General features: G+C 52.0%; 20 protein-coding genes and 6 tRNA genes. 16 read left to right on the top strand and 10 right to left on the bottom strand.

Features of this window, described 5'->3' with window-relative positions; all coding sequences use genetic code 11:
* Position 1: 1 nt before the first annotated feature.
* The 5 genes from secE to KTT_RS11475 form a co-directional block, all read right to left on the bottom strand.
* Complete coding sequence (gene secE, locus KTT_RS11455; protein ID WP_126596104.1) at positions 2-403, bottom strand: preprotein translocase subunit SecE; 402 nt, start codon at positions 401-403, stop codon at positions 2-4.
* A 70-nt stretch (positions 404-473) separates the two neighbouring features.
* Entirely contained in the window at positions 474-641 is a 168-nt protein-coding gene (gene rpmG, locus KTT_RS11460; protein ID WP_126596105.1) for a 50S ribosomal protein L33, read from the bottom strand.
* 345 nt (positions 642-986) lie between these two features.
* Entirely contained in the window at positions 987-2,192 is a 1,206-nt protein-coding gene (gene tuf / locus KTT_RS11465) for an elongation factor Tu (protein WP_126595704.1), read from the bottom strand.
* Between the two features lie 257 nt (positions 2,193-2,449).
* A tRNA-Thr gene (locus tag KTT_RS11470) sits at positions 2,450-2,521 on the bottom strand.
* 32 nt (positions 2,522-2,553) lie between these two features.
* Positions 2,554-2,637 (bottom strand) — tRNA-Tyr (locus tag KTT_RS11475).
* A 636-nt stretch (positions 2,638-3,273) separates the two neighbouring features.
* On the opposite strand from KTT_RS11475, the gene KTT_RS11480 reads away from it, so the two are divergent.
* The gene (locus KTT_RS11480; protein ID WP_126596106.1) at positions 3,274-3,705 is read left to right on the top strand and encodes a type II toxin-antitoxin system PemK/MazF family toxin; all 432 of its coding nucleotides are present in this window, start codon (positions 3,274-3,276) and stop codon (positions 3,703-3,705) included.
* 34 nt (positions 3,706-3,739) lie between these two features.
* A complete protein-coding gene (gene selA / locus KTT_RS11485) occupies positions 3,740-5,125 on the top strand; it encodes an L-seryl-tRNA(Sec) selenium transferase (RefSeq protein WP_126596107.1) in 1,386 nt (461 codons plus the stop codon).
* A gap of 8 nt (positions 5,126-5,133) precedes the next feature.
* Here selA and KTT_RS11490 read toward each other — a convergent pair whose 3' ends face one another.
* The gene (locus tag KTT_RS11490) at positions 5,134-5,844 is read right to left on the bottom strand and encodes a DinB family protein (protein ID WP_160145801.1); all 711 of its coding nucleotides are present in this window, start codon (positions 5,842-5,844) and stop codon (positions 5,134-5,136) included.
* 245 nt (positions 5,845-6,089) lie between these two features.
* Between KTT_RS11490 and KTT_RS11495 the strand changes: the two genes are divergently transcribed.
* Positions 6,090-6,752 carry an ArsR/SmtB family transcription factor gene (locus KTT_RS11495; protein ID WP_218030872.1) on the top strand — a complete coding sequence of 221 codons (663 nt, stop codon included), beginning with the start codon at positions 6,090-6,092 and terminating at the stop codon, positions 6,750-6,752.
* A gap of 78 nt (positions 6,753-6,830) precedes the next feature.
* On the opposite strand, the gene rsgA is transcribed toward KTT_RS11495, so the two are convergent.
* Positions 6,831-7,898 carry a ribosome small subunit-dependent GTPase A gene (gene rsgA, locus KTT_RS11500; RefSeq protein ID WP_160145802.1) on the bottom strand — a complete coding sequence of 356 codons (1,068 nt, stop codon included), beginning with the start codon at positions 7,896-7,898 and terminating at the stop codon, positions 6,831-6,833.
* Between the two features lie 500 nt (positions 7,899-8,398).
* On the opposite strand from rsgA, the gene KTT_RS11505 reads away from it, so the two are divergent.
* The 3 genes from KTT_RS11505 (at position 8,399) to KTT_RS11515 (ending at position 8,690) form a co-directional block, all read left to right on the top strand.
* Positions 8,399-8,474 (top strand) — tRNA-Met (locus KTT_RS11505).
* A gap of 32 nt (positions 8,475-8,506) precedes the next feature.
* A tRNA-Met gene (locus tag KTT_RS11510) sits at positions 8,507-8,582 on the top strand.
* A gap of 32 nt (positions 8,583-8,614) precedes the next feature.
* Positions 8,615-8,690: transfer RNA gene (locus KTT_RS11515), tRNA-Met, on the top strand.
* Positions 8,691-8,858: 168 nt separating this feature from the next.
* Here the strand turns inward: KTT_RS11515 and KTT_RS11520 are convergent.
* Complete coding sequence (locus KTT_RS11520; RefSeq protein ID WP_126596111.1) at positions 8,859-9,983, bottom strand: helix-turn-helix domain-containing protein; 1,125 nt, start codon at positions 9,981-9,983, stop codon at positions 8,859-8,861.
* A gap of 161 nt (positions 9,984-10,144) precedes the next feature.
* Between KTT_RS11520 and KTT_RS11525 the strand changes: the two genes are divergently transcribed.
* The 8 genes from KTT_RS11525 (at position 10,145) to KTT_RS11555 (ending at position 17,830) form a co-directional block, all read left to right on the top strand.
* Positions 10,145-10,369 carry a hypothetical protein gene (locus KTT_RS11525; protein ID WP_126596112.1) on the top strand — a complete coding sequence of 75 codons (225 nt, stop codon included), beginning with the start codon at positions 10,145-10,147 and terminating at the stop codon, positions 10,367-10,369.
* Positions 10,370-10,577: 208 nt separating this feature from the next.
* Positions 10,578-10,650, top strand: a tRNA-Met gene (locus KTT_RS11530).
* Positions 10,621-10,782 carry a hypothetical protein gene (locus KTT_RS36155; RefSeq protein ID WP_160145803.1) on the top strand — a complete coding sequence of 54 codons (162 nt, stop codon included), beginning with the start codon at positions 10,621-10,623 and terminating at the stop codon, positions 10,780-10,782. Before KTT_RS11530 ends, KTT_RS36155 begins: the two co-directional genes overlap by 30 nt.
* Positions 10,783-10,970: 188 nt before the next feature.
* Positions 10,971-11,651, top strand: a complete 681-nt coding sequence (locus tag KTT_RS11535; protein ID WP_126596113.1) for a hypothetical protein — start codon at positions 10,971-10,973, stop codon at positions 11,649-11,651.
* A 234-nt stretch (positions 11,652-11,885) separates the two neighbouring features.
* Positions 11,886-14,654: an MGH1-like glycoside hydrolase domain-containing protein gene (locus KTT_RS11540; protein WP_174844787.1), complete on the top strand. Its 2,769-nt coding sequence runs from the start codon at positions 11,886-11,888 to the stop codon at positions 14,652-14,654.
* Positions 14,655-14,904: 250 nt separating this feature from the next.
* The gene (locus KTT_RS11545; RefSeq protein WP_126596114.1) at positions 14,905-16,311 is read left to right on the top strand and encodes an IS4 family transposase; all 1,407 of its coding nucleotides are present in this window, start codon (positions 14,905-14,907) and stop codon (positions 16,309-16,311) included.
* Positions 16,312-16,919: 608 nt separating this feature from the next.
* On the top strand, positions 16,920-17,258 hold the full coding sequence (locus KTT_RS11550; RefSeq protein WP_126596115.1) for a hypothetical protein: 339 nt from the start codon (positions 16,920-16,922) through the stop codon (positions 17,256-17,258).
* A gap of 227 nt (positions 17,259-17,485) precedes the next feature.
* The gene (locus KTT_RS11555) at positions 17,486-17,830 is read left to right on the top strand and encodes a hypothetical protein (protein ID WP_126596116.1); all 345 of its coding nucleotides are present in this window, start codon (positions 17,486-17,488) and stop codon (positions 17,828-17,830) included.
* 95 nt (positions 17,831-17,925) lie between these two features.
* On the opposite strand, the gene KTT_RS11560 is transcribed toward KTT_RS11555, so the two are convergent.
* Entirely contained in the window at positions 17,926-18,627 is a 702-nt protein-coding gene (locus KTT_RS11560) for a TetR/AcrR family transcriptional regulator (protein ID WP_126596117.1), read from the bottom strand.
* 858 nt (positions 18,628-19,485) lie between these two features.
* On the opposite strand from KTT_RS11560, the gene KTT_RS11565 reads away from it, so the two are divergent.
* Together KTT_RS11565 and KTT_RS11570 are read left to right on the top strand one after the other, a co-directional pair.
* Complete coding sequence (locus tag KTT_RS11565) at positions 19,486-19,932, top strand: hypothetical protein (protein WP_126596118.1); 447 nt, start codon at positions 19,486-19,488, stop codon at positions 19,930-19,932.
* Positions 19,933-20,293: 361 nt separating this feature from the next.
* A complete protein-coding gene (locus tag KTT_RS11570; protein ID WP_126596119.1) occupies positions 20,294-21,301 on the top strand; it encodes a hypothetical protein in 1,008 nt (335 codons plus the stop codon).
* Between the two features lie 56 nt (positions 21,302-21,357).
* Here the strand turns inward: KTT_RS11570 and KTT_RS11575 are convergent, their stop codons facing one another.
* Positions 21,358-21,804 carry a hypothetical protein gene (locus KTT_RS11575; protein ID WP_126596120.1) on the bottom strand — a complete coding sequence of 149 codons (447 nt, stop codon included), beginning with the start codon at positions 21,802-21,804 and terminating at the stop codon, positions 21,358-21,360.
* Between the last annotated feature and the right edge of the window lie 475 nt (positions 21,805-22,279).

A 22,279-nucleotide genomic window follows, 5' to 3' on the forward strand; every position in this document is an offset into this window, starting at 1 on the left:
GCTACTTACCACCACCGATAATGAGTAGGAAGAGATGATAAAGCCCAAAATCGACTAAGGATAGGAGCGCTCCGAGAATGGCAGAGATAATCACAACCATAATGGTCATGTTTCTGGCTTCCTCGAAGGTAGGCCAGGTCACCTTGTAGCGCAGCTCGTAGTATGCGTCATACACAAAGCGACCAATCTGATTATTGCGCGCGCGCGCAAAAAGAGAAGATCCCTTGGAAGTACGCCGGGCTGCTGTTTTGTTCGCTGACTTCGTAGTGGCAGACTCACGTCGTTCTTCGCGGGCCGAAGTTCTTGTGGTTTTACCTGTCGCTTGCGCGCGTTCCTGCGGCTTCACTTCAGTTACCTGACTTCGGCTGACATTCTTTCTTCTGTCAGTCATGTTCTTTGCCACGTTCAACCTTTCTGATCAGTAGCGATCGCACCTAGTTCAACGCACGAGTTGAAGTATACAATCTGCTCTCTTACTTGGTCTCACGATGAAGCGCAGGCTCTCGACATGTGTTGCAATACTTCCGAAGCTCCATGCGCTCGGGGTTATTTTTCTTGTTTTTCGAGGTGGTATAGTTGCGGCTTTTGCAAACGGTGCAAGCCAATGTTACCACGATACGATTCTCTTTGCTTTTAGCCATTTCTCTCTCCGTTTAACGTTTGGGTCTGGCTTGCCGCAGGGGTGCAGGGTCCTCCCTGCCGGGGCGTGGGCGAGCATGCCGGGGCATACTCAAGTTCCCATAAATCCCTTTCCCCACTCCCAAGAGGGGTGCAGGGTCCTCCCTGCCGGGGTATGAGGTGTCCCCATAATCCTCTTTTCCCCACTCCCAAGAGGGGTGCAGGGTTCTCCCTGCCGGGGTATGGGGTGTCCCCATACATCCTTTTCCCCGCTCCCAAAGGGAGCGCAAAAGTAAATCTCCAGAATAGTTATCTAAGACAACTGTGGGCGCAATAACCTTGCGCCCACAGTGCGTCACTTTATAACCTTAGTTGATCACCTTTGTGCAGATACCAGCACCAACGGTGCGGCCACCTTCACGGATGGCGAATTTCACGCCTTCTTCCATGGCGACCGGCTGAATCAGTTCAACTGTCATTTCGATGTTGTCACCAGGCATCACCATCTCGACACCCTCGGGCAGCTTGATCGCTCCGGTTACGTCCGTGGTACGAACGTAGAACTGCGGGCGATAGCCGTTGAAGAATGGGGTATGGCGGCCACCCTCTTCTTTGGAGAGGACGTATACCTGCGCCAGGAAGTTCTTGTGCGGCTTGATCGAACCGGGCTTGGCCAGAACCTGGCCGCGCTCGATGTCGGTACGCTCAACACCACGCAGCAGACACCCAACGTTGTCACCAGCCATACCGGAGTCCAGCGTCTTCTGGAACATCTCAACACCGGTTACGACGACGGAGCGGGTGTTTTCCTGCATGCCGACGATCTCGATGGTGTCGCCGGTCTTGACGATGCCGCGCTCGATACGTCCGGTGGCCACGGTACCGCGACCTTTAATACCGAAGACGTCTTCCACAGGCATCAAGAATGGCTGATCGGTTGGACGTGGTGGGGTGGGGATGTAGTTGTCGACCTGGTCCATCAGCTCCCAGATGCACTTGGCAGCTGGATCATTGCGGGACAGGTCGCCCTTGCTTTCGAGAGCACCCAGGGCCGAACCACGAACGACGGGAATGTCGTCGCCAGGGAACTGGTTCTTGGAGAGCAGTTCGCGTACTTCCAACTCAACCAGCTCGAGCAACTCTTCGTCATCCATCATGTCAACCTTGTTCAGGAAGACAACCATGGACGGCACTTCTACCTGACGAGCAAGCAGTACGTGCTCACGGGTCTGTGGCATCGGGCCGTCGGGGGCACTCACCACCAGAATAGCACCGTCCATCTGGGCGGCACCGGTGATCATGTTTTTAATGTAGTCAGCGTGACCAGGGCAGTCGACGTGCGCATAGTGGCGCTTCTCGGTCTCGTACTCCAGGTGAGCGATCGAGATGGTGATACCACGCTCGCGCTCCTCAGGTGCTTTGTCGATCTGGTCAAAAGCCGTGTATTTGGCGAGCTGAGCAGCTGACAGCACTTTGGTGATAGCTGCGGTCAGGGTCGTCTTACCATGGTCGATGTGGCCAATAGTACCAATGTTCACATGCGGCTTTGTTCGCTCGAACTTTTTCTTCGCCATTTCCTACTGTGGCTCCTTCTGCAATCCTGCTTACGATTCAGATCAGATAGCAATGGGTATAGACATGCAGCAGCCGCCCCCTGTATCTGATCGTCAAACAAAGTTAAAACTTCCCTACGGTTAAACGAACGGGAGTTGACGATCATTCAGAAGACGGCAGCAAGATCTTAATTACTTATAACCTACACGCGGAATTTATGAGTGTGGGCTATAGACGTGAAGAACGCCGAGCCCACTCATCATATAGAAACCACGGAAGCCCGTGATGGGACTTGAACCCATGACCTCATTCTTACCAAGAATGTGCGCTACCTCTGCGCCACACGGGCTTGATACTACCAATACCTGGAGTCATTGATAGTGGTGGGCAGTGGAGGATTCGAACCTCCGAAGCTTGCGCAACTGATTTACAGTCAGTCCCATTTGGCCACTTTGGTAACTGCCCCTATATTGTCAAACACTCCGGTTCCTCTGAGTGATCGCTCTGAGTGATCAACGCCCACATTATAGCCGACCTACTCAGTTGTGTCAACACCTTTTCTCGCCTTTTTTTTAAGTGGTCGTTAAATTGATAAATTTGGCTCCGCCTGATCCGCCACGGGAAAGTCATTGCCAAAAGCATTGCGTCTTGCATAAATTGCTGGTATAATCTCCAACGTTGGAGAAATTCATCACACCTCAAGCCTTTTAATCGTCTGAGCCTAGCTAGCCAGGATTGATTGGTGTTCACAGTTGCTCTATACTGTAATTGAGCAGCATGCGGTTTTTCCGCTACCCAATGTATGAGTAATCTGTTTGGATTCTAGGAATAAGAGGTAGCTTCTATGGCGACGAATTGTGACTTCAGCCGTTCTTCCTTACTTAGTGAGCAGTATCAGCGTGAAATGGAACTCATCGCTGTTGCATTACAAGAAGAGACTCAGGATGAACGTGATGAGCGTCTGTGCCTCGTCGCTCAGTCTTGGGCTTTGACTTCGGCTTGCTTCCGTTCACAGCTCGAGACCAGTGACGTTCCGTCCTATTCTCCGGTTGCTCTTGCTCGTCCGTAGTTTTCTAGTGAAGATGTGTTAGTTTAATTGCCATGCCTCATCCTCCTGAAATTGCACCGGAAGCTCTGACCTATCTTACACCTGTGCAGTTTGGCATGGTGTACTGGGTGAATTTCGGTTATTCATCTCTCCCTCCTGGGATTGAAGAGAAGCGTATCCTGGATTGGCACCCCGCTCTGGTTGTGTCGGGCGATCCTTTCTGCCGTCACGCGGGTGCTGTGAATGTTGTCGCTTTGACTTCATATCGTGGAAAATTGCGCCCATATCATCACCTCCTCCTGAAACGCGATTACCCTTTACTCGATACTGATAGCCTGGTGAAGACAGAGTTGATGTATCCCATTCTGCGTACCCTGCTGGCTGATCAGTATGCTATTTGCCGTCTCAACGATGCGGATTTACGGGCTGTGATGGGAAAAGTGGCCAATAGTCTGGCGATTACGATGTTCTATTCATTACATTAGCGCATCGCCCTTATGTGTTAAGTTGGGTTTGCTTATGACGCTTAATCAGAATCAGTTCCGCTTACTTCCTTCAGTCGATGAATTGCTACATACATCGCAAGGGATGGCCCTGGCCGAGACTTTTTCCCACGAGCTGGCTGTCAGCGCGCTGCGTTTGAGCATATCTCAGGCGCGCGATGCTATCCGCGCGGGCTCCCCCTGTCCCTCCGCCGAATCGTTGTTGCTCACTGCCGAACTTCATCTCCAACAACAATTCCAGCCCCGCTTGCGTCCATTGATTAACGCTACAGGCGTGATCATTAACACCAATCTGGGCCGCGCACCTTTGAGCCAGGCTTCGTTACAGGCCGTTCAGCGAGTCGCTGGCGGCTATTCTAATCTTGAGTATGATATCGATCTGGGTGCACGTGGCTCTCGTCATACGCATGTGAGTGCTCTGCTGCGTGAATTGACTGGAGCTGAGGCGGCGCTGGTGACCAATAACAATGCCGCGGCTGTCTTGCTGGGATTGAGCGCGCTGGCTGCGGGACACGAGGTGGTGATTTCGCGAGGACAGCTGGTTGAGATCGGTGGGGGCTTTCGCGTTCCCGATGTGATGCGCCAGAGTGGCTGTCAACTGGTTGAAGTAGGAACGACCAATCGGACCCGCATCGCCGATTACGCGGCCGCCCTGACGGATCGTACGGCGGTGCTCCTGTCGGTCCATCCCAGCAATTTTTTGATCACCGGTTTTACTGAATCCACCTCCATCGCGTCCCTGGTTGAGTTGGCCCACGAGCGAGGCCTGCTGGTTATGGATGATCTGGGAAGTGGCTGCCTGCTGAATTGTGAGCAATATGGCCTGTCCCACGAACCGACTCCCCAGGAGAGCCTGGCCGCGGGCGCCGACCTGGTCTGTTTTTCGGGTGATAAACTGCTGGGTGGACCCCAGGCGGGAATTATCCTGGGCAAGGCCGAGGTGGTGGCGCGGGTGGCTCGCCATCCCTTGATGCGTGCTATGCGTATCGATAAGATGACGCTGGCGGCGCTGGAGGCCACGCTGCGCCATTACCAGCTCGGAGAGGCCGAGATCCGCATTCCAATCTGGCGCATGATTTCTACCCCGGCCGAAAAGGTTGCGCGCCGTGCCGCCGACTGGGCGCATCAGTTGACCGCGCAGGGACTGGCTGTCCATACGCAACCGGGACAATCTACCATCGGCGGTGGCTCGCTGCCTGGCGAGACGCTGCCTACAATGCTGCTGGCCCTCGATGCTGTTTCCTGTTCATTGCCCCTGGAAACGATTTCGCAGCGTCTGCGTACTCGCCATACTCCCATTATCACCAGAATCTCGCGCGATACCCTCTACCTCGATCCCCGCACAGTCCTCGAAGAACAGGATGCCGAGGTGATCGCCGCCCTGCAAGCCGCCCTGGCTTAAAATGGCTGCTAGCCGCGCAGAAGCTGACTCTCTGCTAAGAGTACCTTCTGTATAATCGCCTCTGGCGTGGTAAATCTCATCTCATTTGCATCGTATAAAGCTTTCTTCTCATTATCAGGTAGGGATATTAATGTTTGGAGCTGCTGATCAAACATCTGGCTGACTGCCAGGTAACGGCTCGGAAGATGCTCTGGTAAATCTGCATCTAGCCAGAATGCATAGAACATTTCAGCTGCGGCCAGGTGATGGAGCGTTTGTTTTATGCTCCAGCCTTCATCCTGAGGAATCCAATCAAGCTGCTGCAAACTGAGATTTTCCGTGCGCTGGATCAGCATCTCGACTACAAGGTCGATGCGCCATAACCATGCATCCAGATCTTTTGCTGTTAATGGCAGTAAATCTTCATCCAGGGTGACAGCAGAGCTAGCCCAGCCATTGGTAGGCCGGGGCTCTATCCCTTTCTGTTGCCAGTTCAGCCATTGTTCTAGTTGATTGAGGTGATCCAGCGCGTGATCTAGTATTCGCCTCAATACCTTCCGAGGCGTGTAGCTGTGCTCATCATCAGCAAACACCTCCCGAACCGGATCATATTGAGGAAGGCGTTGTAGCCGGACTTGTGTGTAGGCATGGGCCGCTCGTATGTGCCCGGCTACGTTTTCTGGCATTGGATAGAGTGAGAGCAGCAACCGCGATTTAAGCTCTATCACATTGGCCAGCATGTGCCTATCCACTGTTTCAGCGTTAGCCCTCTGTAATAGGGTATCCCGAGATGTCGCTAGCTGCTTTAATAATTCTATGTACTCTGTAGATGGTGATGATAGGGGAAAAGACATATTGCCTCCATCTTATCTGTTCGGATGTTGTTCTTTGCCCTGGTGGCGGGTATGCGCTTACCATTGTAACACTGCTATATTTCGACTATAATCGAAATATGTATGAGGCAAAAACAAAAGTAGATATCGCGATGGCGGCTGAGCTAATTGCCGATCCATCCAGGGCCGCTATACTCGATGCTTTGATGGAGAAGCGGGCTTTGACCGCGGGAGAACTGGCTCGCCAGGCCAGGGTCACACCCCAGACAGCCAGCTCTCATCTGGCAAAATTGGTGGCTGGCGGTTTGCTGACAATGACAACTCAAGGACGGCATCGCTACTATGCGTTAGCGAGCGCGGAGGTTGCTTATTGCCTGGAGGCTCTGGCCTGTATCGCTCCTTCCGTCCCGATTCGTTCTCTACGCGAGTCTCTTGTTGAAGAACGTCTCCATGTGGCACGTACCTGCTACGATCACCTTGCTGGCAAACTGGGTGTTGAATTGACTCAGATATTTATTGAGACCAGGCTATTAACAGCTGAGGGACAAAATTACGCCGTAACCAATGAAGGCGCTCGCTTTTTTCTTGATTTTGGACTTGACCTTGAGCTGTTACGGCGGCAACGGCGTATGTTTGCACGCCAGTGTCTGGATTGGAGTGAACGTCGCTACCATCTGGCTGGTAGTCTGGGAACGGCCATCGCCCGGCAGCTATTTGAGCGCGGTTGGCTGGAAAAAATTCCGTCGTGCCGTGCGCTTCGCGTAACGGATAAAGGACGGGTTGGCTTACTGGAGATGTTCGGCTTGAGGATGTAATATTTTGTAGAGCTAAAGAAGGAAGCCTTTTCCAGTCAGGCTTCCTTCTTTATTGCCGTTTCTCTTGTTTAGCGTTCTTTAGCGTTCCTCACCTGTATAGATGCGAACGTAGCTGCGGTAGCGGCGCTCCTGAATGTGTCCATCGTTGACCGCCTGGCGGATAGCACAGCCATCTTCGTCCAGGTGGGCGCAATCTCCGTACAGGCATTCGCCCAGGTATGGACGAAACTCGACGAAGCATTCAGCCAACTCCTCGGGCGCGATATTCCAGGCAGCCAGGGCACGAATACCGGCCGAGTCGGCCAGCCAGCCGCCGCCCGAGAGAGGATAGAGCTGCGAACCCGTCGTCGTATGTTTGCCTTTGCCGGTGGCGTCGCTCACCAGCCCCGTGCGAATGGCCATGCCAGGCTCGATCGCGTTGACCAGTGAGGATTTACCAACACCCGAGGGGCCTGTAAACAGGGTGGTGTGATCTTTTAATAGTTCGCGCAACTGATCAATGCCTTGCTCGGTCTGGGTACTGGTAAAGATTACTTGATAGCCGAGCTGGCCATACAGCTTTGCCTCTTCTTCAACGTAGCCGCTATGGGGGAGGTCGGCCTTATTGATGCAGATAACCGAGGAGAGCTGTGCGGACTCACAGATAGTCAGGTAACGGTCTAACAGACCAAAGTGGGGCTCGGGCTGCGCCGTTGCAAAGACGATAACTACTTGATTGAGATTTGCTAGCAGAGTTTGCTGAACCACCCTTTTGGCGGTTGATCCCGCATCCATGCGTGAGAGCTCACTTTTACGCGGCAGGATCTCTTCAATTAAACCGTTCGTCTCGTCGAGACGGCGTATTTTGACATAATCTCCAACTGAAAGTCGAGTGGGGGGTGCGTTTTCGCTGCTGTCACGTTTCTCAATGCGTTCGAGACGCTCGGCGTGATTCTGAGCGTTGTGACCTTGTGAACTGTACTTGTTACTGCGTTGTTGGTTTTGACGGGTTTTCCCTAAGGATTTGGCCGAGTTGGCCTGTGCGAATGCTTTTTTGAGCTTACCTCGGAGTGTACAGCGCAAGATGCCATCTTCAGTATGTACATCGTAAATGCCATGCGCGCCGTTGAGGACCATGCCGGTCAGTTGTGCCGGGTTGTTAATCAATGCTATATCCCCTCCACAGAGAATAAAAAAACACGGTGTGAACAGTAACAATTTTTGCTGTCTATCCGTGCGGGAGGGAGCGGAGCGAACCATGCCTTTGTGTTGCGTTCGTTAGTCAGGCACTCCGCATCGCTGTGGGATACCGGGGACCTGGCTATGTGGGTTTCGCCCTTTACCCTCGTGCAGGGTAGACAAGGTGCATGTAGGCACTATCGGTGAGTAGGTGATCCTGGCCATAAAACTGCACCTCCTTCAACTGGACGAGCCAGAATTTGAAAAAACAGTGTTCTTTTAAGAGCATACTAGAATACTTATACGTTTGTCAATGAGCAAAGGTGACATGATTTTCGCCGTATTTCCTGGGCTCCAGGCATAATGTTCCTGTCTGCTTTTGCATAATTATAATTATTTATCAGTCCTGGCAATATTGCCGTTCCTTAATCTTATTAGCTGGCACTACTTGACATTCTGCCAGGATTGTAGTATTCTATGGAAGTTGTCGCGGGATAGAGCAGTGGTTAGCTCGTCGGGCTCATAACCCGGAGGTCACAGGTTCGAATCCTGTTCCCGCTACCAGTGTTTTTACACTTGATATTATTCCCTATTATCGCGGGATAGAGCAGTGGTTAGCTCGTCGGGCTCATAACCCGGAGGTCACAGGTTCGAATCCTGTTCCCGCTACCAGTGTTTTTACACTTGATATTATTCCCTATTGACGCGGGATAGAGCAGTGGTTAGCTCGTCGGGCTCATAACCCGGAGGTCACAGGTTCGAATCCTGTTCCCGCTACCAGAACTCCTTCCATACATGTATGGAAGGAGTTCTTTCTTTAATGTTTGCCTTTTTATCGTGGCATACTCTTTGTAGTGACCTTTCTTGCACCAGCGTAATCGGTAATAAAAAAAGAGCTATTATTATTTATTATGTACATTTTCGTTTTCTGTTCGAGATAGCATGCCATCAATACTCGATTGGACCATCCAGGGCTTCGCGCAGGGTCGTTCCCGCCCTGCCAATTTCTCTCGTTAGATTATCGATATGTTTCTGGATACCGTAGATGCGCTCCATCAGGCGGATCGTGCCATGTTCCTGGCATTGCTCAATGCATTCGACGGCCAGCTCTACTCCGCTCTGAATCTCACCTCCCCGCACCAGAGCCATGGCCCGTGCCGTTTTGAGCAGGATTTCCCAGTGCTTGGTAGGCTCCAGGCTCTGTTCAGCTTTGTCCAGGTACTCTAAAGCCTTCTGCGTCTGGCCCAGCTGGCTATAGCTGCGACCATATTCCTCATACACGGTCCCCAGGCTGTATTGTCCACAGGTACTGCTCTGTTGTGGATCGATTTGATGGGATAATTCTTCAGCCTCCGCCATCATATGTTCAAACTCGTCCAGGCGACCGGCGCGTAGATAGGCGCGCCCCAACAGTTGCACGCCGTTACCCCTGGCAGCTATGTCCGCTCTGGGCGTTGTATCGCGCGCCGCCTCCAGATAGAGAATCCCTCTGGGGACATCACCTCCCCGACAATACATGTCCCCTTCATACGTCAAGGCGATATTTAAGAGCGTATCATTACGAATGAGGCGCGCTACCCGCTCCATCTCTCGATAGTGATTGAGCGAATAGGTCGCTTCATTCGCGCGCGTGACAACTGATTTGACGTAGCCCGCCAGGTGCAGCGTCTGCGCCAGCTTATGGAGCAGTATGGGATTTTCCGTGGTGATCTGCGCATTGAGATCCTGCAGGAGCTTCTCGATCAGGCTATTCGCTTCATAGCTGCGGGCTAAATTGATCAATTCCCAGACATGTTTCAAGACCGAGTCAATATGCTCCACGGTTAATACCGTATACGTAGATCCAGCCAGTCCCAGGCGCTCCGGCTCAACCCCTAACCATGTCGCGATGCGCCGTAATTCACGCACATCATGGAGCAGGGTATCACCGCTCTCCCATCGTCGCAGGGTGCGTACATCAACAGATAGATCATTCGCTAGCTGCTCTTGCGTCAATGTATACTTATCACGATATTCGCGTACAACTTGAGCTAATGGGGAATTACTGCGGCCTTTTTTTGTATGTGTGGACATCGCGTGTCCTCCTCCTACCTACTACCTATCCACATTTATAAGTGATGGATGTCCTGTAAAAATGGATTTTTTAGCTTAATACTGTATATTGGAAGCTTTTTCTAGTATAGCAAGTTTGTTAGGTTTTTGACAACACCACTAGGAAGAAAGGAGCCGGGGCTATGGCGGAATGTCGAAGTGAGGTGGCAAGGCTGAGAGAACAGATAGAGACGGTGTGTGACGCCATGAATCAGATGTTGACTGGCTACGCGATCACTTCCAGGCATGACATCATTAACCATAAATATAGTACATTGGGTTCGTATCAAGAAGAACTCGAAGCTTTCGTGGGGGAGCAGCAAGCATTAGAAATCGTAATCGAGACCTACAACCGCGTTGTACGCTAGCTGTTGCAATCTAAACCAATCATATCTCTATTTTTATCACTTCTCAACTCTCAGTAAAAAAAACACAGTGCAGGAAGAATAAACGAATTTTGTCAATTCGGCAAAATTCAGCCACTACCCCCTTGCATCCTATCGATAGTCGTGATATTATAAGGGCCGTAAAGAATTGACAGCCAGAACCCTGTTAAAACAAGGAACTGTCTTTCCTGGCGGCGTAGCTCAGTCGGTAGAGCAAGGGACTCATAAGCCCTGTGTCACAGGTTCGATTCCTGTCGCCGCTACTATTGCCCCCGACCTGTAAACAGGTCGGGGGCTTTTTGTTGCCATTGTGTGCATATCTCCAAAGCCTTGATCTCTCGCTTGCCCTGGCCGATGTATATGCTCGTGTACCGGTAGAAGATGACCGGGTGTAGTTTTCTTTTCCTATCTTTAACCGCCTGTTTTGACCAGACCTGCAATCAAAAAGCAGTACCTGTGACCTTTTCCTTCATTAATGTTATCCCTTACATTGCTGTGCGTTCTAATGGCAGAGTTTGTAAATCTAATTGTGTCTATCTAACTGCAATGTATTCATTTATGCTGTTTTAGAGGGAATAATTCTATGCCATATTTATTAGCTCGCATGAGCATTCTATTGCTTCGCAGCCATGTCGGTCGCCTGGCTGTGGGAGGTCTATTGATCCTGGGTGGCATTATCTATGGATTAACCTCCCACCACGTCAACTATGTTCCGGTTCCCCAGGGAAAATATCATGTTACCGCCATGACCGATGGCACCTATGGGTTTGTGCTGGATGGTACTGATACGTACTATATAGTTCATCCAACCGATTTTAATCCCGTGCCCGACGATAATGCATTTAAGAATACCGATGGTATCGGTGAGGTTCTCTATAAAGATGAGGACCCCCAGTCATTTGTTATGCATAATGACGATGGCAGCCAGGTTAATTCGCAAGAGCTTACGGTGGTGAGCTTTACCCTGACCAGTTCTAAAGATCAAAAGGAGTATCGTTTTACGACCGGCGATTACCTGTCACATCCCGATGGCTTTGATGATAATCGCTGGCCGGTAGGCGTCTTAGTAGCTGCTCTGGGACTGGGTTTATTGGGCTTCTTTTTAATGTGGCCAGCCATGCAGGCCCGGCGCCAGCAGAGGCAGAATCGTGCGTTTATGCCCGTGGGTCCGCAACCTGTCGCTGGTACCCCCTCGTTTGCGCCTCCCTCTGTGCCATATGTCCCGCCTGTGATTCCAGAGCCCGGGCAAGAATGGCGCAACTAAGTTGCTTTTTCAGCGAGACTTCTGGCATGTTTCCAGAGGTCTCGTTTTTATTGCATATGGTTCAGCCTTCCATGATCGAGGAACATTGTACGCATGACGGTTACTACAGCAGGGGTAAAATCGATCTTATAAAAAGAAATATGTTGCGCATTGATGATGACGCCCTCTCTCTGTTTAAGTGGATGAATTATATTGAGTGGCGCCTATAGTATTTGACCTGACGGGGAGAGCATTATGACCGATATCCAGGGGACGCAAGAGGGGCAGCGCTTAGCCGTTAATCAGCAGGGGACGGCTCATTGGAAGCATTGGGGGCCATATCTAAGCGATCGGCAGTGGGGGACGGTGCGTGAGGATTATAGCGCGAACGGCCAGCCCTGGACTTATTTTTCGTATGAAGATGCGCGTTTTCGCGCCTATCGTTGGGGTGAGGATGGGATCGCCGGATTGTGCGATTCCGATCAGCGTCTCTGCTTCGCCCTGACGCTCTGGAATGGGCAGGACGACTTTCTGAAGGAGCGCCTGTTTGGCCTGACCAACGGCGAGGGCAACCATGGGGAGGACGTCAAGGAGTATTATTTCTATTTAGACAATGTCCCCACCCATTCTTATATGAAGTGCCTGTATAAATATCCGCAGGCCAGATTTCCCTATGCCGATCTGAGGATGGAGAACGCCCGGCGCAAGGCGAATCCCGCCAGCTTTGAGTATGAATTGCTCGATACCGGCGTCTTCGCCGACAACCGCTATTTTGATGTCCTGGTCGAGTACGCCAAACAGACGCCGGAAGATATCTGTATCCAGTTCAGCATCACCAATCGCGGCCCTGACGCTGCTCCGCTGCATGTCCTGCCTACGCTCTGGTTCCGCAACACATGGTCCTGGGACCACACCGTCAGCAAGCCGCTGCTGCGGCGCGTACCGGTGGATCATCCCGGTCGACACGTCATCGAAGCTCAGGGCAGCGCTCAGGATATCGGTACGATGTACCTGTATGCCGAGGGGGCCGATGAACTTCTGTTCACTGAGAACGAGACCAATAACGCCCACTTCAACTGGGGCGCCAATGCTTCGCCCTATGTGAAGGATGCCTTTGAGCAATATGTCATCCACGGACAGCAGTCGGCGGTCAATCCCGCGGCAGTGGGTACGAAGGCCGCTGCCGCGTATTCCCTGCAGGTCGCGGCCGGTGAGACGCGGGTGATTCGTCTGCGCCTGAGCAATATAGCCGCTATGAATGAGCCGTGCGACGCTACCACCTTTGCTTCTCTGTTGCAAACGCGCCGTCAGGAGGCCGATGACTTTTATCAGGCGGTCAACCCCTATCCTCTCTCCTCAGACCTGCGCAATATCCAGCGCCAGGCCTTCGTGGGCATGCTGTGGAACAAGCAGTTCTACTTCTATATGGTCAAAGAATGGCTCAATGGGGATCCCGCTTTTCCGCCGCCACCGCCCGAGCGCAAAAGCGGGCGCAACTCGACCTGGAAACATCTCTTCCTGAAAGATATCATCTCCATGCCCGACACCTGGGAATATCCCTGGTTCGCTGCCTGGGATCTCGCCTTCCATACGATCCCCCTGGCCATGATTGATCCCGTGCTGGCCAAGCAGCAGATCCTGCTGCTGATGCAGCCCTGGAGCATGCATCCAAATGGGCAGATTCCCGCTTACGAATGGTCCTTCAACGATTTGAATCCCCCCGTCCAGGCCTGGGCCGCATGGCGCGTCTATAAAATTGAGGCCAGGATGTATGGCACCGGCGACCGTGTATTTCTGGAGCAGGCTTTTCAGAAGCTGACGCTCTATTTTACCTGGTGGCTGAACCGTAAGGATGTGGACGGCAACGATATCTTTCAGGGTGGCTTCCTGGGACTCGACAATATCGGTCCGTTTGATCGCAGCAATATCCCCGCCGGCATCAGTGGCTACCTGGACCAGTCGGATGCCACGGGTTGGATGGGCATGTTTAGCCTCAACATGTTGCGCATCGCCATCGAACTGGCCAGCCACGACGTGACCTACGAGCAGATGGCGGTCCAGTACCTGTTGCAATTCCTCTTTATCGCGCGTGCCATCAACGAGATCGGCGACGATGGTGAAAATCTCTGGGATGATGTGGATGGCTTTTACTACGATATTCTGCATCTGGCTGACGACGTAGATATTAATGGTCAAAAGTTTCTGAGCATGAAGCTGCGTTCGGTCGTCGGACTTGTCCCCTTGCTCGCCATCGAAGGGATCGACCTCAAATTCCTCGCATCCCCCAACCTGGCCGATTTCCGCCAGCGTTTTGATCACCTTCTCAGATCGGGGACCGACCTGACCAGTCACGAAAACGTCGATATCCGCAGCACCAGTGGCCTGATGCAGGGTATCATGCTGGCGCTGGTCAAACCGGAACGCCTCAAACGCATTCTGGCCCGGCTGCTGGATGAGAACGAATTTCTTAGCCCATATGGTATTCGCTCACTCTCAAAATATTATGAGCAGCACCCTTACATCTTACCCGGTATTACCGCTGCCAATGGTCAACCCTACCAGGTGCGATATACCCCGGCCGAATCGCGCACCAACGACTTCGGAGGTAACTCAAACTGGCGCGGACCCATCTGGTTTCCCATTAATTACCTGCTCATCGAAGCCCTCCAAAAGTTCCACCAGTATCTCGGGCCCGACTTCACCGTCGAATGCCCAACTGGCTCGGGCAACCGCATGAACCTCTGGGAAGTCGCCAACGAGCTCTCCACCCGCCTCATACGCATCTTCCAGCGTGATCCCGGTAGCGGCCAGCGAGCAGTTTACGGTGGCATCGCCACCCTGCAAAGTGACCCCAACTGGAAAGAATTCATCCTCTTCTACGAATACTTCCATGGCGACAACGGAGCTGGCCTCGGAGCCAGCCACCAGACCGGTTGGACCGGCGTCATAGCCAAGCTCATCCAACAATGGGCCGAATACTCCAGCCCTGACCATCCCGCCCAATCTCCAACCCCCGACTTCTAACCTTATAATGCATCCCAGGAGGCGTGGCGCCGTTGATGGAATGCGGATGGCCGGCCACGGGGCCGCCGCCCGCAAGGGGCGCACCTACGGGCATCCTCCCCCGGGTGCGCGGGGCCGCTGCGCGGCAAGCGCCCGCAAGGGCACCTACTCCAACAAATTCACAGAAGGGGTTGTAATAGCGCCAAAAAAAGAGGAAAATCTTTCTTGATACATCTTTTCTGTCACTTGATAGCAAGAAAGGTTTTCCTGGATGCATCATAGCGAATCGCACCCCCATCTGTCTATCCCCACTCCTGACCCTCAGCAGGTTTGTCAGCTCGTACAAGCCGATGGGAGAGAGCTGCTGACTCTGTCCGTGCGCCGACGTGGCCGACCGACACATCTGAGTTGGATGCACCTCTGCCTGGGCGTGCTTGCCTGTGTCTTGATGCAATGGCGCAGCCAGCTCGATTTGCGGCGGCTGCTCTGTTTTGAGGGATTTTGGCATGTGCCCCCTGTCCTGCCCATCTGCGATCAAGCCATCTACAACCGTCTTGAGCGCGCTGGTCCTTGGATGCGGCAGCTCTTTGACCAGTTGAGCCAACGCATGCGGGCGCGTCTGGAGCCCTGGCAGGATCACAGCTTGGCTCCGTTTGCGACGCAGGTGATTGCCTTGGATGAGTGTGTCTTGGACCGGGTCGGGCGCTGGCTCCCCGAGTTACGCGCGTTGCTGCGAGGTGATGCCCGTTTACGCGCCGGACGCCTGAGTGCGCTTTTTGACCTGCGCCTGCAACAATGGCTACGGGTTGATCTGCTGGAAGATGCCGCCACCAATTGCAAAGTGCATGCCTTGGAGATGATCGAGCAGCTGCAGGAAAACACCCTGCTGCTTTTTGATCGGGGGTATTTCAGTTTTGAATGGCTTGATGTCCTCACCGAGCGTCGGCTGTGGTGGATCACCCGCTACAGCAACCGCGCCAGCTACACCGTGGTGCATGGCATCTATGAGGCTGATGGGGTTCGTGATCTCATCGTGTTGTTCGGAGTCCATCGCAGTGACCGTGCCCGCTATCCCGTGCGCCTGATCCAGTTCTGGTATCACAAGAAGTTCTATCAGTATGTGACCAATGTGTGTGATCCGACAGTGTTGCCTCTGGCTGAGGTCGCCCGACTCTATGCCCGCCGCTGGGATATTGAACTGGGGTTCCGCTTGCTCAAAGATCATCTGCAGCTGCGTCTGCTGTGGTGTGCGAAATGGCCTGTGATCCAGGTCCAGCTGTGGGCGGGGCTGCTCCTGGCGCAGTACTTTCATGGCCTGCAACATGAGATTGCGATGCAAGCGGGCGTGAGGCCACAAGATGTGTCGCTGGATCTGCTCACCCGCATGACGGGACGCATGTTCCAGGCAGGGCGCGATCCTCTGGAAGTCGTGCGGTGGTGGGGGCGGGAAGCCGGGCTGATTCGGCCCAGCACCCGAACCGTCTATGCGGTCCCATTTGTGGACCAGGCATGGGTGAGGCCGCCCCCGGAAGAAGTGCTTGAGCCACGTGAGCACGTTCGCTATGCCCACCGTTCCGATCGGCAAAGGCAGGAACGTGCTCAGGCCCGCGCCGCCAAGCAAGCGGCTAAGACCCATCAAGGGGCTTGCCACGCGCCTCCTACGAATTTGTTGGAGTAGGTGCCGCAAGGGGCGCACCTACGGGGTCTCGCCCGCCGTCATTCAATAAGCGGGGTGCAGGGGCGGCAGCCCCTGACTGGGGGCTCCGGGGGCTGTGCCCCCGGCCCTCCTTCTCTCTCCGGTGCCGCCGTCAGGCGGCACCACAAAACCCCAAAAAGAACCTATGTACTTTTATATCCACCTATGGTATAGTCTAACCTAGAACAACTTAAAAACAAAAACCCTTAAAACAACCATATCAACCACACCAAAAACAAACAACAAAGAAAACACACAAAAGCCTTTCTTATCTTAAACAGACACACAAGTATTTTCAAATCCATACCCTTATAATAAAAGGACAAACAATCTATTTCTACGTTCTTTATTAGAGAGTGTCTGCTCTAATGAGCATCGCCTGCGGCTTGAGTGAGATTTCGCACCTACGGTGCTCACGAATCCGTTGTGTGTTGGTGCATCGGGGTCACAGGTGCGACCCCGATGCACCAACACACAAAACCTTGAGGCTGCGTGAGCTGAGACGCTCACGTGCCGCCAGGGTGAGGGGAGTAAGACCTATTCTTAGCCAGTCGCAACGTAGTCTCTTTAATATAGAGAGTGAGATAATAATGAAAGATACCTCCTACTTCGTACCCAGAACAGCGTTAAATAAGCTGTACACAGGTGACATGAACCTCTCATCTAAAGAATTTATGTTAGAGATCTGGCTTGACGATCCCACCACACCCTGGAGGCGCATGTTTACACTCCGCGAATGCCTGGCCAGCATCGAACAGCTTGCCGCTGGAAGCACGTTTCGTATTCGTTGTCACTTCAATCGATTGGACATCGGAGAAGGCATCTACTGCAAGCAAGGTACCGGTATGACGGTCCTCAAAGAAGAAGGAGTGTTAACAAACCTGTTTACACCATTTTTACAGGTGTCGCCGTCAAATATTCGTCACTAAATCGTTGTTTAGACGCCCGGTTGCTCCAATAACAGTACTTGCTTTACTGTATTTTCTGGTTTTGGAGCTAGATAATGTTCCATTCCGTATATAACATCAGAGGACTTTTTTATCTCGCTATTTTTACTTTTTATCCTGTGTCCTCACATATATACCCATCCCGAATGGGTGTAGAATAAACCATTGTGAGTGCTCAAATAGCATTACAATGAGAAAGAGGTGCCGCAATGGCAGAACGTCCGTCTGATATTCTCACTGAAACCGAGCTTCTGGATCGTGCTGTGTGGCGAAAATGGAATAAATATACCTGGAGTGGGCTGCTCATTGTTGGAATTGGTTGTCTTCTGATTGTGGTTGGGCTTATGCTGAAGACAGGTGCTTACTCAGCCGAGGGATTGTTGGTTGGCATTGGCGCGATTGTGGTGCTGATTGGCCTGATACGCGTAGCGATTGGATTGATCAATCCACTATCACCGAGCGATATACGCGTCCAAAAAAGGCGCCGCAAAGAAGTAGATGCCGACCCTATATTGAGTACGCTTCAGAGCGATGAAACCGGGCCTTTATCGTAGTAATGTAGTAAATACATATAAATACATGTGTAGAGTGTGCGGGCTACTATAAATTTCATGGTGGCTCATGCACTCTATTATTTGTTCAGGGGACATTATAGCGTATGATCGCTATCCACCGTTTCTACCTGATGTCTTTCCCCAACTCCTTGCTCTGCCAATCCATAGAGCAGTACCTGCACGAGCATCTCCGCCTGTTCTATCTTCAAACCATGACGGCTCGCATGGGAGGGACCATGTTCAGGAACTGTGAGTGGTGGGCGAGAGAGGAATCGGGGAAGCATACTCATAAAGAGGTAGGCCGCGTTAGTGGCGTCCAATCCACCCATGCTGGGATGGCGCAGGAAGCCTGTTTGAATCCCTTCCTCGAAGATGGAGGCCAGAGGCGCGATCAAACCCGTTATAAATAGCTGGTTGAGCAGTTCGCGCATCTGAGGATCAAGCTCGTGCTGGATATCATGCAGCATCTGGCTGATGTCATGCTGTGTTGTGTTATAAAGGTAGCGCACGATCAGTCGTAACCGCTCGGCGATCCCTTCGTTACGGCGCACAATGCGTTCCATGGCGCTTTGCGTCTTCCCCGTATTCTCTTTAATTACCTCAACGTAGAGGGTCTGCTTATCAGCAAAATAGTGGTAGAGGGCCGGTTGGGTTAGACCACAGGCGTCAGCGATCTGCCGCGTGGATACCGCGCGATAGCCGTACTCCATAAATAGCTGCTCGGCTGTACGCAAAATGGTCTGACGTGTCTCCTCCGATTCCTCGCGCGTAGCTGCTCTCTTGGCTCCACGTGACATGAACACCTCGCTCTTGTGCTCCGATTGAGCTGCTTTTTTTGCATCCCGATATTTATCAATTGATAAGTATAGGATGCTTGGATACCCTTGTCAAGCTTGCTGGCGTTGATGATTATTTGTAATGAGAGATAATACGAAGCGAGCGAAGGGAGGTATTCCTTTCTCCAGGGGCGAGAAGTTCGAGGAGACTTCTCGCCCTGTCAACGAGCGTCTCCTTGCGAGAAACGTCGTTACAAGAGGCATAGCACCTATCGCGTGTCCATAGATACGCAACAGGTCTATGTCGATGGAAGGTGCCAGGGAGATGCTTTGGGGGTAAATAGTGATAGTCTGGCTGTTTACCCGCTCATCAGCTGCTCAATCCAGGCAATGATCACATCAATCATTTATGCTTTTTTGCTGACATCAGTAGTGTATCAGCTTAATATTAAGCGATCATTATTCGAGCGTTAAACTTACAGCCATGTCAACAAAAACATGCAATATCAATGAATTGCTAAGGATATGAACACCTCTCGTATAGGATAGAAAACAGCATGAAACTACTACAAACGCAATCTATGGGTATTAGATCGACTTTCTATAAGCCGTACGGATTTACAGGACCGGCAGCCATCGTATTTGCAATCATGCCAGGGGCGCAAAAGTCCTATATCCGGCAGGATCTCTTACAACCATTTGGGTCATTTACAATGCTGAAGCACTGTGTTACACTTCGGGTAAGGTTTCAGGCTTAGAGGATTGACGCTATTTATATGAAAACCATTAAATACCACGCTTTTTTGGGTGTGCGAAACCTTGCAGCCTCGAGAATCCTGTTTCGATCACTGTGTGCGGTGTTTCACAAGGAGGTGCTCTATGGCTGGCTGGGAAGATGAATTGTCTGTGTTGCTGAGCGAGCTAGGTGTACAGCAAGAAGAGCCCCAGGCTCATTTGCGACAATCACGTAAAACCATGCGCAGCGACGTCAAGCGACGTGAGCAATTCGCGGATGCACTGTTGTGGAACAATGGTGATGATGCGGCTGAAGACGATGGCGACCCCTGGATAGATGACCTGGATATGATGCGCCACGAGGTCGATTCTATTGTGAGCCAGGTGGTGTTGTTGATGCAGCGTGGAGATATGGATGCAGCCCTTAAAGAAGATGTGATGGTGGTGTTGCGCGCGTTGAGACGCCGCATACCGATGGCCCAGCAGTCCGCGAATAGCGATGAAGCCTATCTGGAGTCAGCGTCCGCGCTGCTACACTTTTGTCGGCTGGTCCTGCAGTTGAGTGAGTTTTCGGCCGAAGATTTCTCATAACCCTCTTTGACAGCTATATTTCTATCTATGATTTTTTGCCGCTCGTCCACCTGACTGATGATATCCGTACTGACAAGTACATGCTCGCCTGCTTTTTTCCCTCTTTACCTATCCTTCGGGGTAGTTTTTTGCTCCTGATTGAACAACTATCCGTTTTCTTGACACACTTCAATATAAGCTGACATACTGATGCAGACGTCCTGCCGCCTTTATCGTGTAGAGCGCTGCAGGAGCCAGACAGGTGGATATGTGGGCTTCTTGCGGTATACCTGCGTTCATGTTTTGCCCGACCTATACATCGATAATGGTTTGTGACGCGTGTTCCCTAATAGGTAGCGTTGCTTTGAATGAGGAGGTTGTTATGAAATCTAATCAGAAGAAGAATATATCCCAGGATGCGGGCCGCTGGGCCCGGGTTGGTGCTTTATCGGCCAGTACACTGGCCCCCGTTGTTGATGCCGCGATTGAACGTATCCGTGCCCAGCAAGAGGCGGAGCAGGCCGCCGCTGACATTCGTGATGCTAAGCGCAAAGAGATGATCGCCGCCCTTGCCAATGACGCGCAGCCCGACCTGCAAGAGCGTTTGCAGTCAATCGGGACCGCACTGTCAGATGTTTTGGCGGATCTGCGTGAGCGCTCCACCAATCAGGCTATGTTGAAGCGTGCTAATGAATTGACAGAAGATTTCATTGCGCGCAGTAATAAGTTTTCGCAAACCCTGGCCGAGCGTGGTAGCGATTTCTCGCATGAGCTAGGAAAGCGCAGCAGTGAGATCTCGCATGAGCTGGGAAAGCGTGGTAGCGATTTCTCTCAAGAACTGGGGAAGCGCAGCAGTGAGTTCTCTCAAGAACTGGGGAAGCGTAGCCGTAAGGCGCAGCGCAGCATCGCGCAACAGGATCGTAAACTCTGGATCTTTCTGGGGTTTGGCTGTGGTTTAACGGTGGCGGGCATTGTGACGTTTATGCTGGTGCGCCGACGCCTGCGTGATACCGACGTTTCCAATGATTCCTCTATTCAAATGAATTATGATGCCAATCTCTCAACGATCCATGTTTCACAGCCCAGGGGCGAAATTCATGCGATCAGCAATACGGCCAGCCAGCCAGAATCTTATCCCTTTGGCGAGCTGAAGACGGTCACTGCTTACGATGGCCCTGTCTCTGATAAGAGCGCGGAGGAGTTGGCCGCGACCGCGCAAGCGGCTCCGAGCGACGCCATTTTTGTGGGTCTGGCCAGTACTAGAAAATATTATCCGGTTGAAACACCTCTGGATCAGCTGGGCACAGCTGATGGCACGCCTGTGGATGTGATCTACTTCTCTTCCGAGCAGGAGGCGCAGACACAGGGTTTTACCGCCGCTAACTTCTAGCCTGTACATAGATACGTTCGGGTTGGGGAGCATATATATGGTTATATGCCTCCCCTTTATTTGTTTCTGTACTGTTTTGGGACCTGACCTTCTTTGAATCCTTCATTGAGAATGCCATGTTGAATCAGGTAGCGGAGAAATAGCAGGTGGTTCTCTGCGTCAGTGCTATCCTGGGCTGGCTGTTCGCTGGCTACCACCGACTGTTGGGCGGATAAAATAGAAGGTTGCCCAAAGAAATTACTCTCGTCGGGAGATGGGATACCGGCGTCCGCTGCCATGGGATGCTCAATCGATGGTGCATTCAGGTCGTGTTCAATGGCGATGGTTGTGTTGTTGGATTGGGAATTGACCGCCTCGGCTCCGTTGATGCTTGTGTACCAGGCCGCTTCTGGAACGGCGCTCCAGGCCCTACTGTCGCTTGCTTGAACGCGATTGACGGTGGCTGTGCTTCTCCACGGCCACCAGCTAAATAATCTGTTCAACCAACGCTTGAACGTTTGCATGATCATCGTATTTCTTGCCCTCGCTAGTGTAGGGATGCCAAATACAGTGACAAAAGCTCTGAGGACGCGCTACAGAAAATACCAGATGGCATTAAAGAGGATATAGAAACATAGTAGCATATCAATGGTAACTCGTCAAACATACTTGCAATTTTATATACGGCGTGCCATAATCAAGGGGGTCAGGCCTTTGGGAAAGGTCTTTTGATGTTTACTCTGGCAAAAGTTCCATATACGTGGATATGGAGCATTTGATGATCTGCGACTTTTCTGAAATAGCATAGAAAGACAGGTGTCGGACATGCAGGAAGACGTTCTTGGAACCCGACGAACTGCCGTCACGGAAACGTATGTCACTTGTGCGAGGTGCGGGAAGGCAACTCGTCTCCGGTACGCCCGCGTGGTTCAAAGCGATGTTCTTTCAGAGAGCAATTCCGAGTATGAATATCTTTGTTCGGAATGCCAGAAAGCTCTT

This window comes from Dictyobacter aurantiacus, from assembly GCF_003967515.1.
GTDB classification, from domain to species: domain Bacteria; phylum Chloroflexota; class Ktedonobacteria; order Ktedonobacterales; family Ktedonobacteraceae; genus Dictyobacter; species Dictyobacter aurantiacus.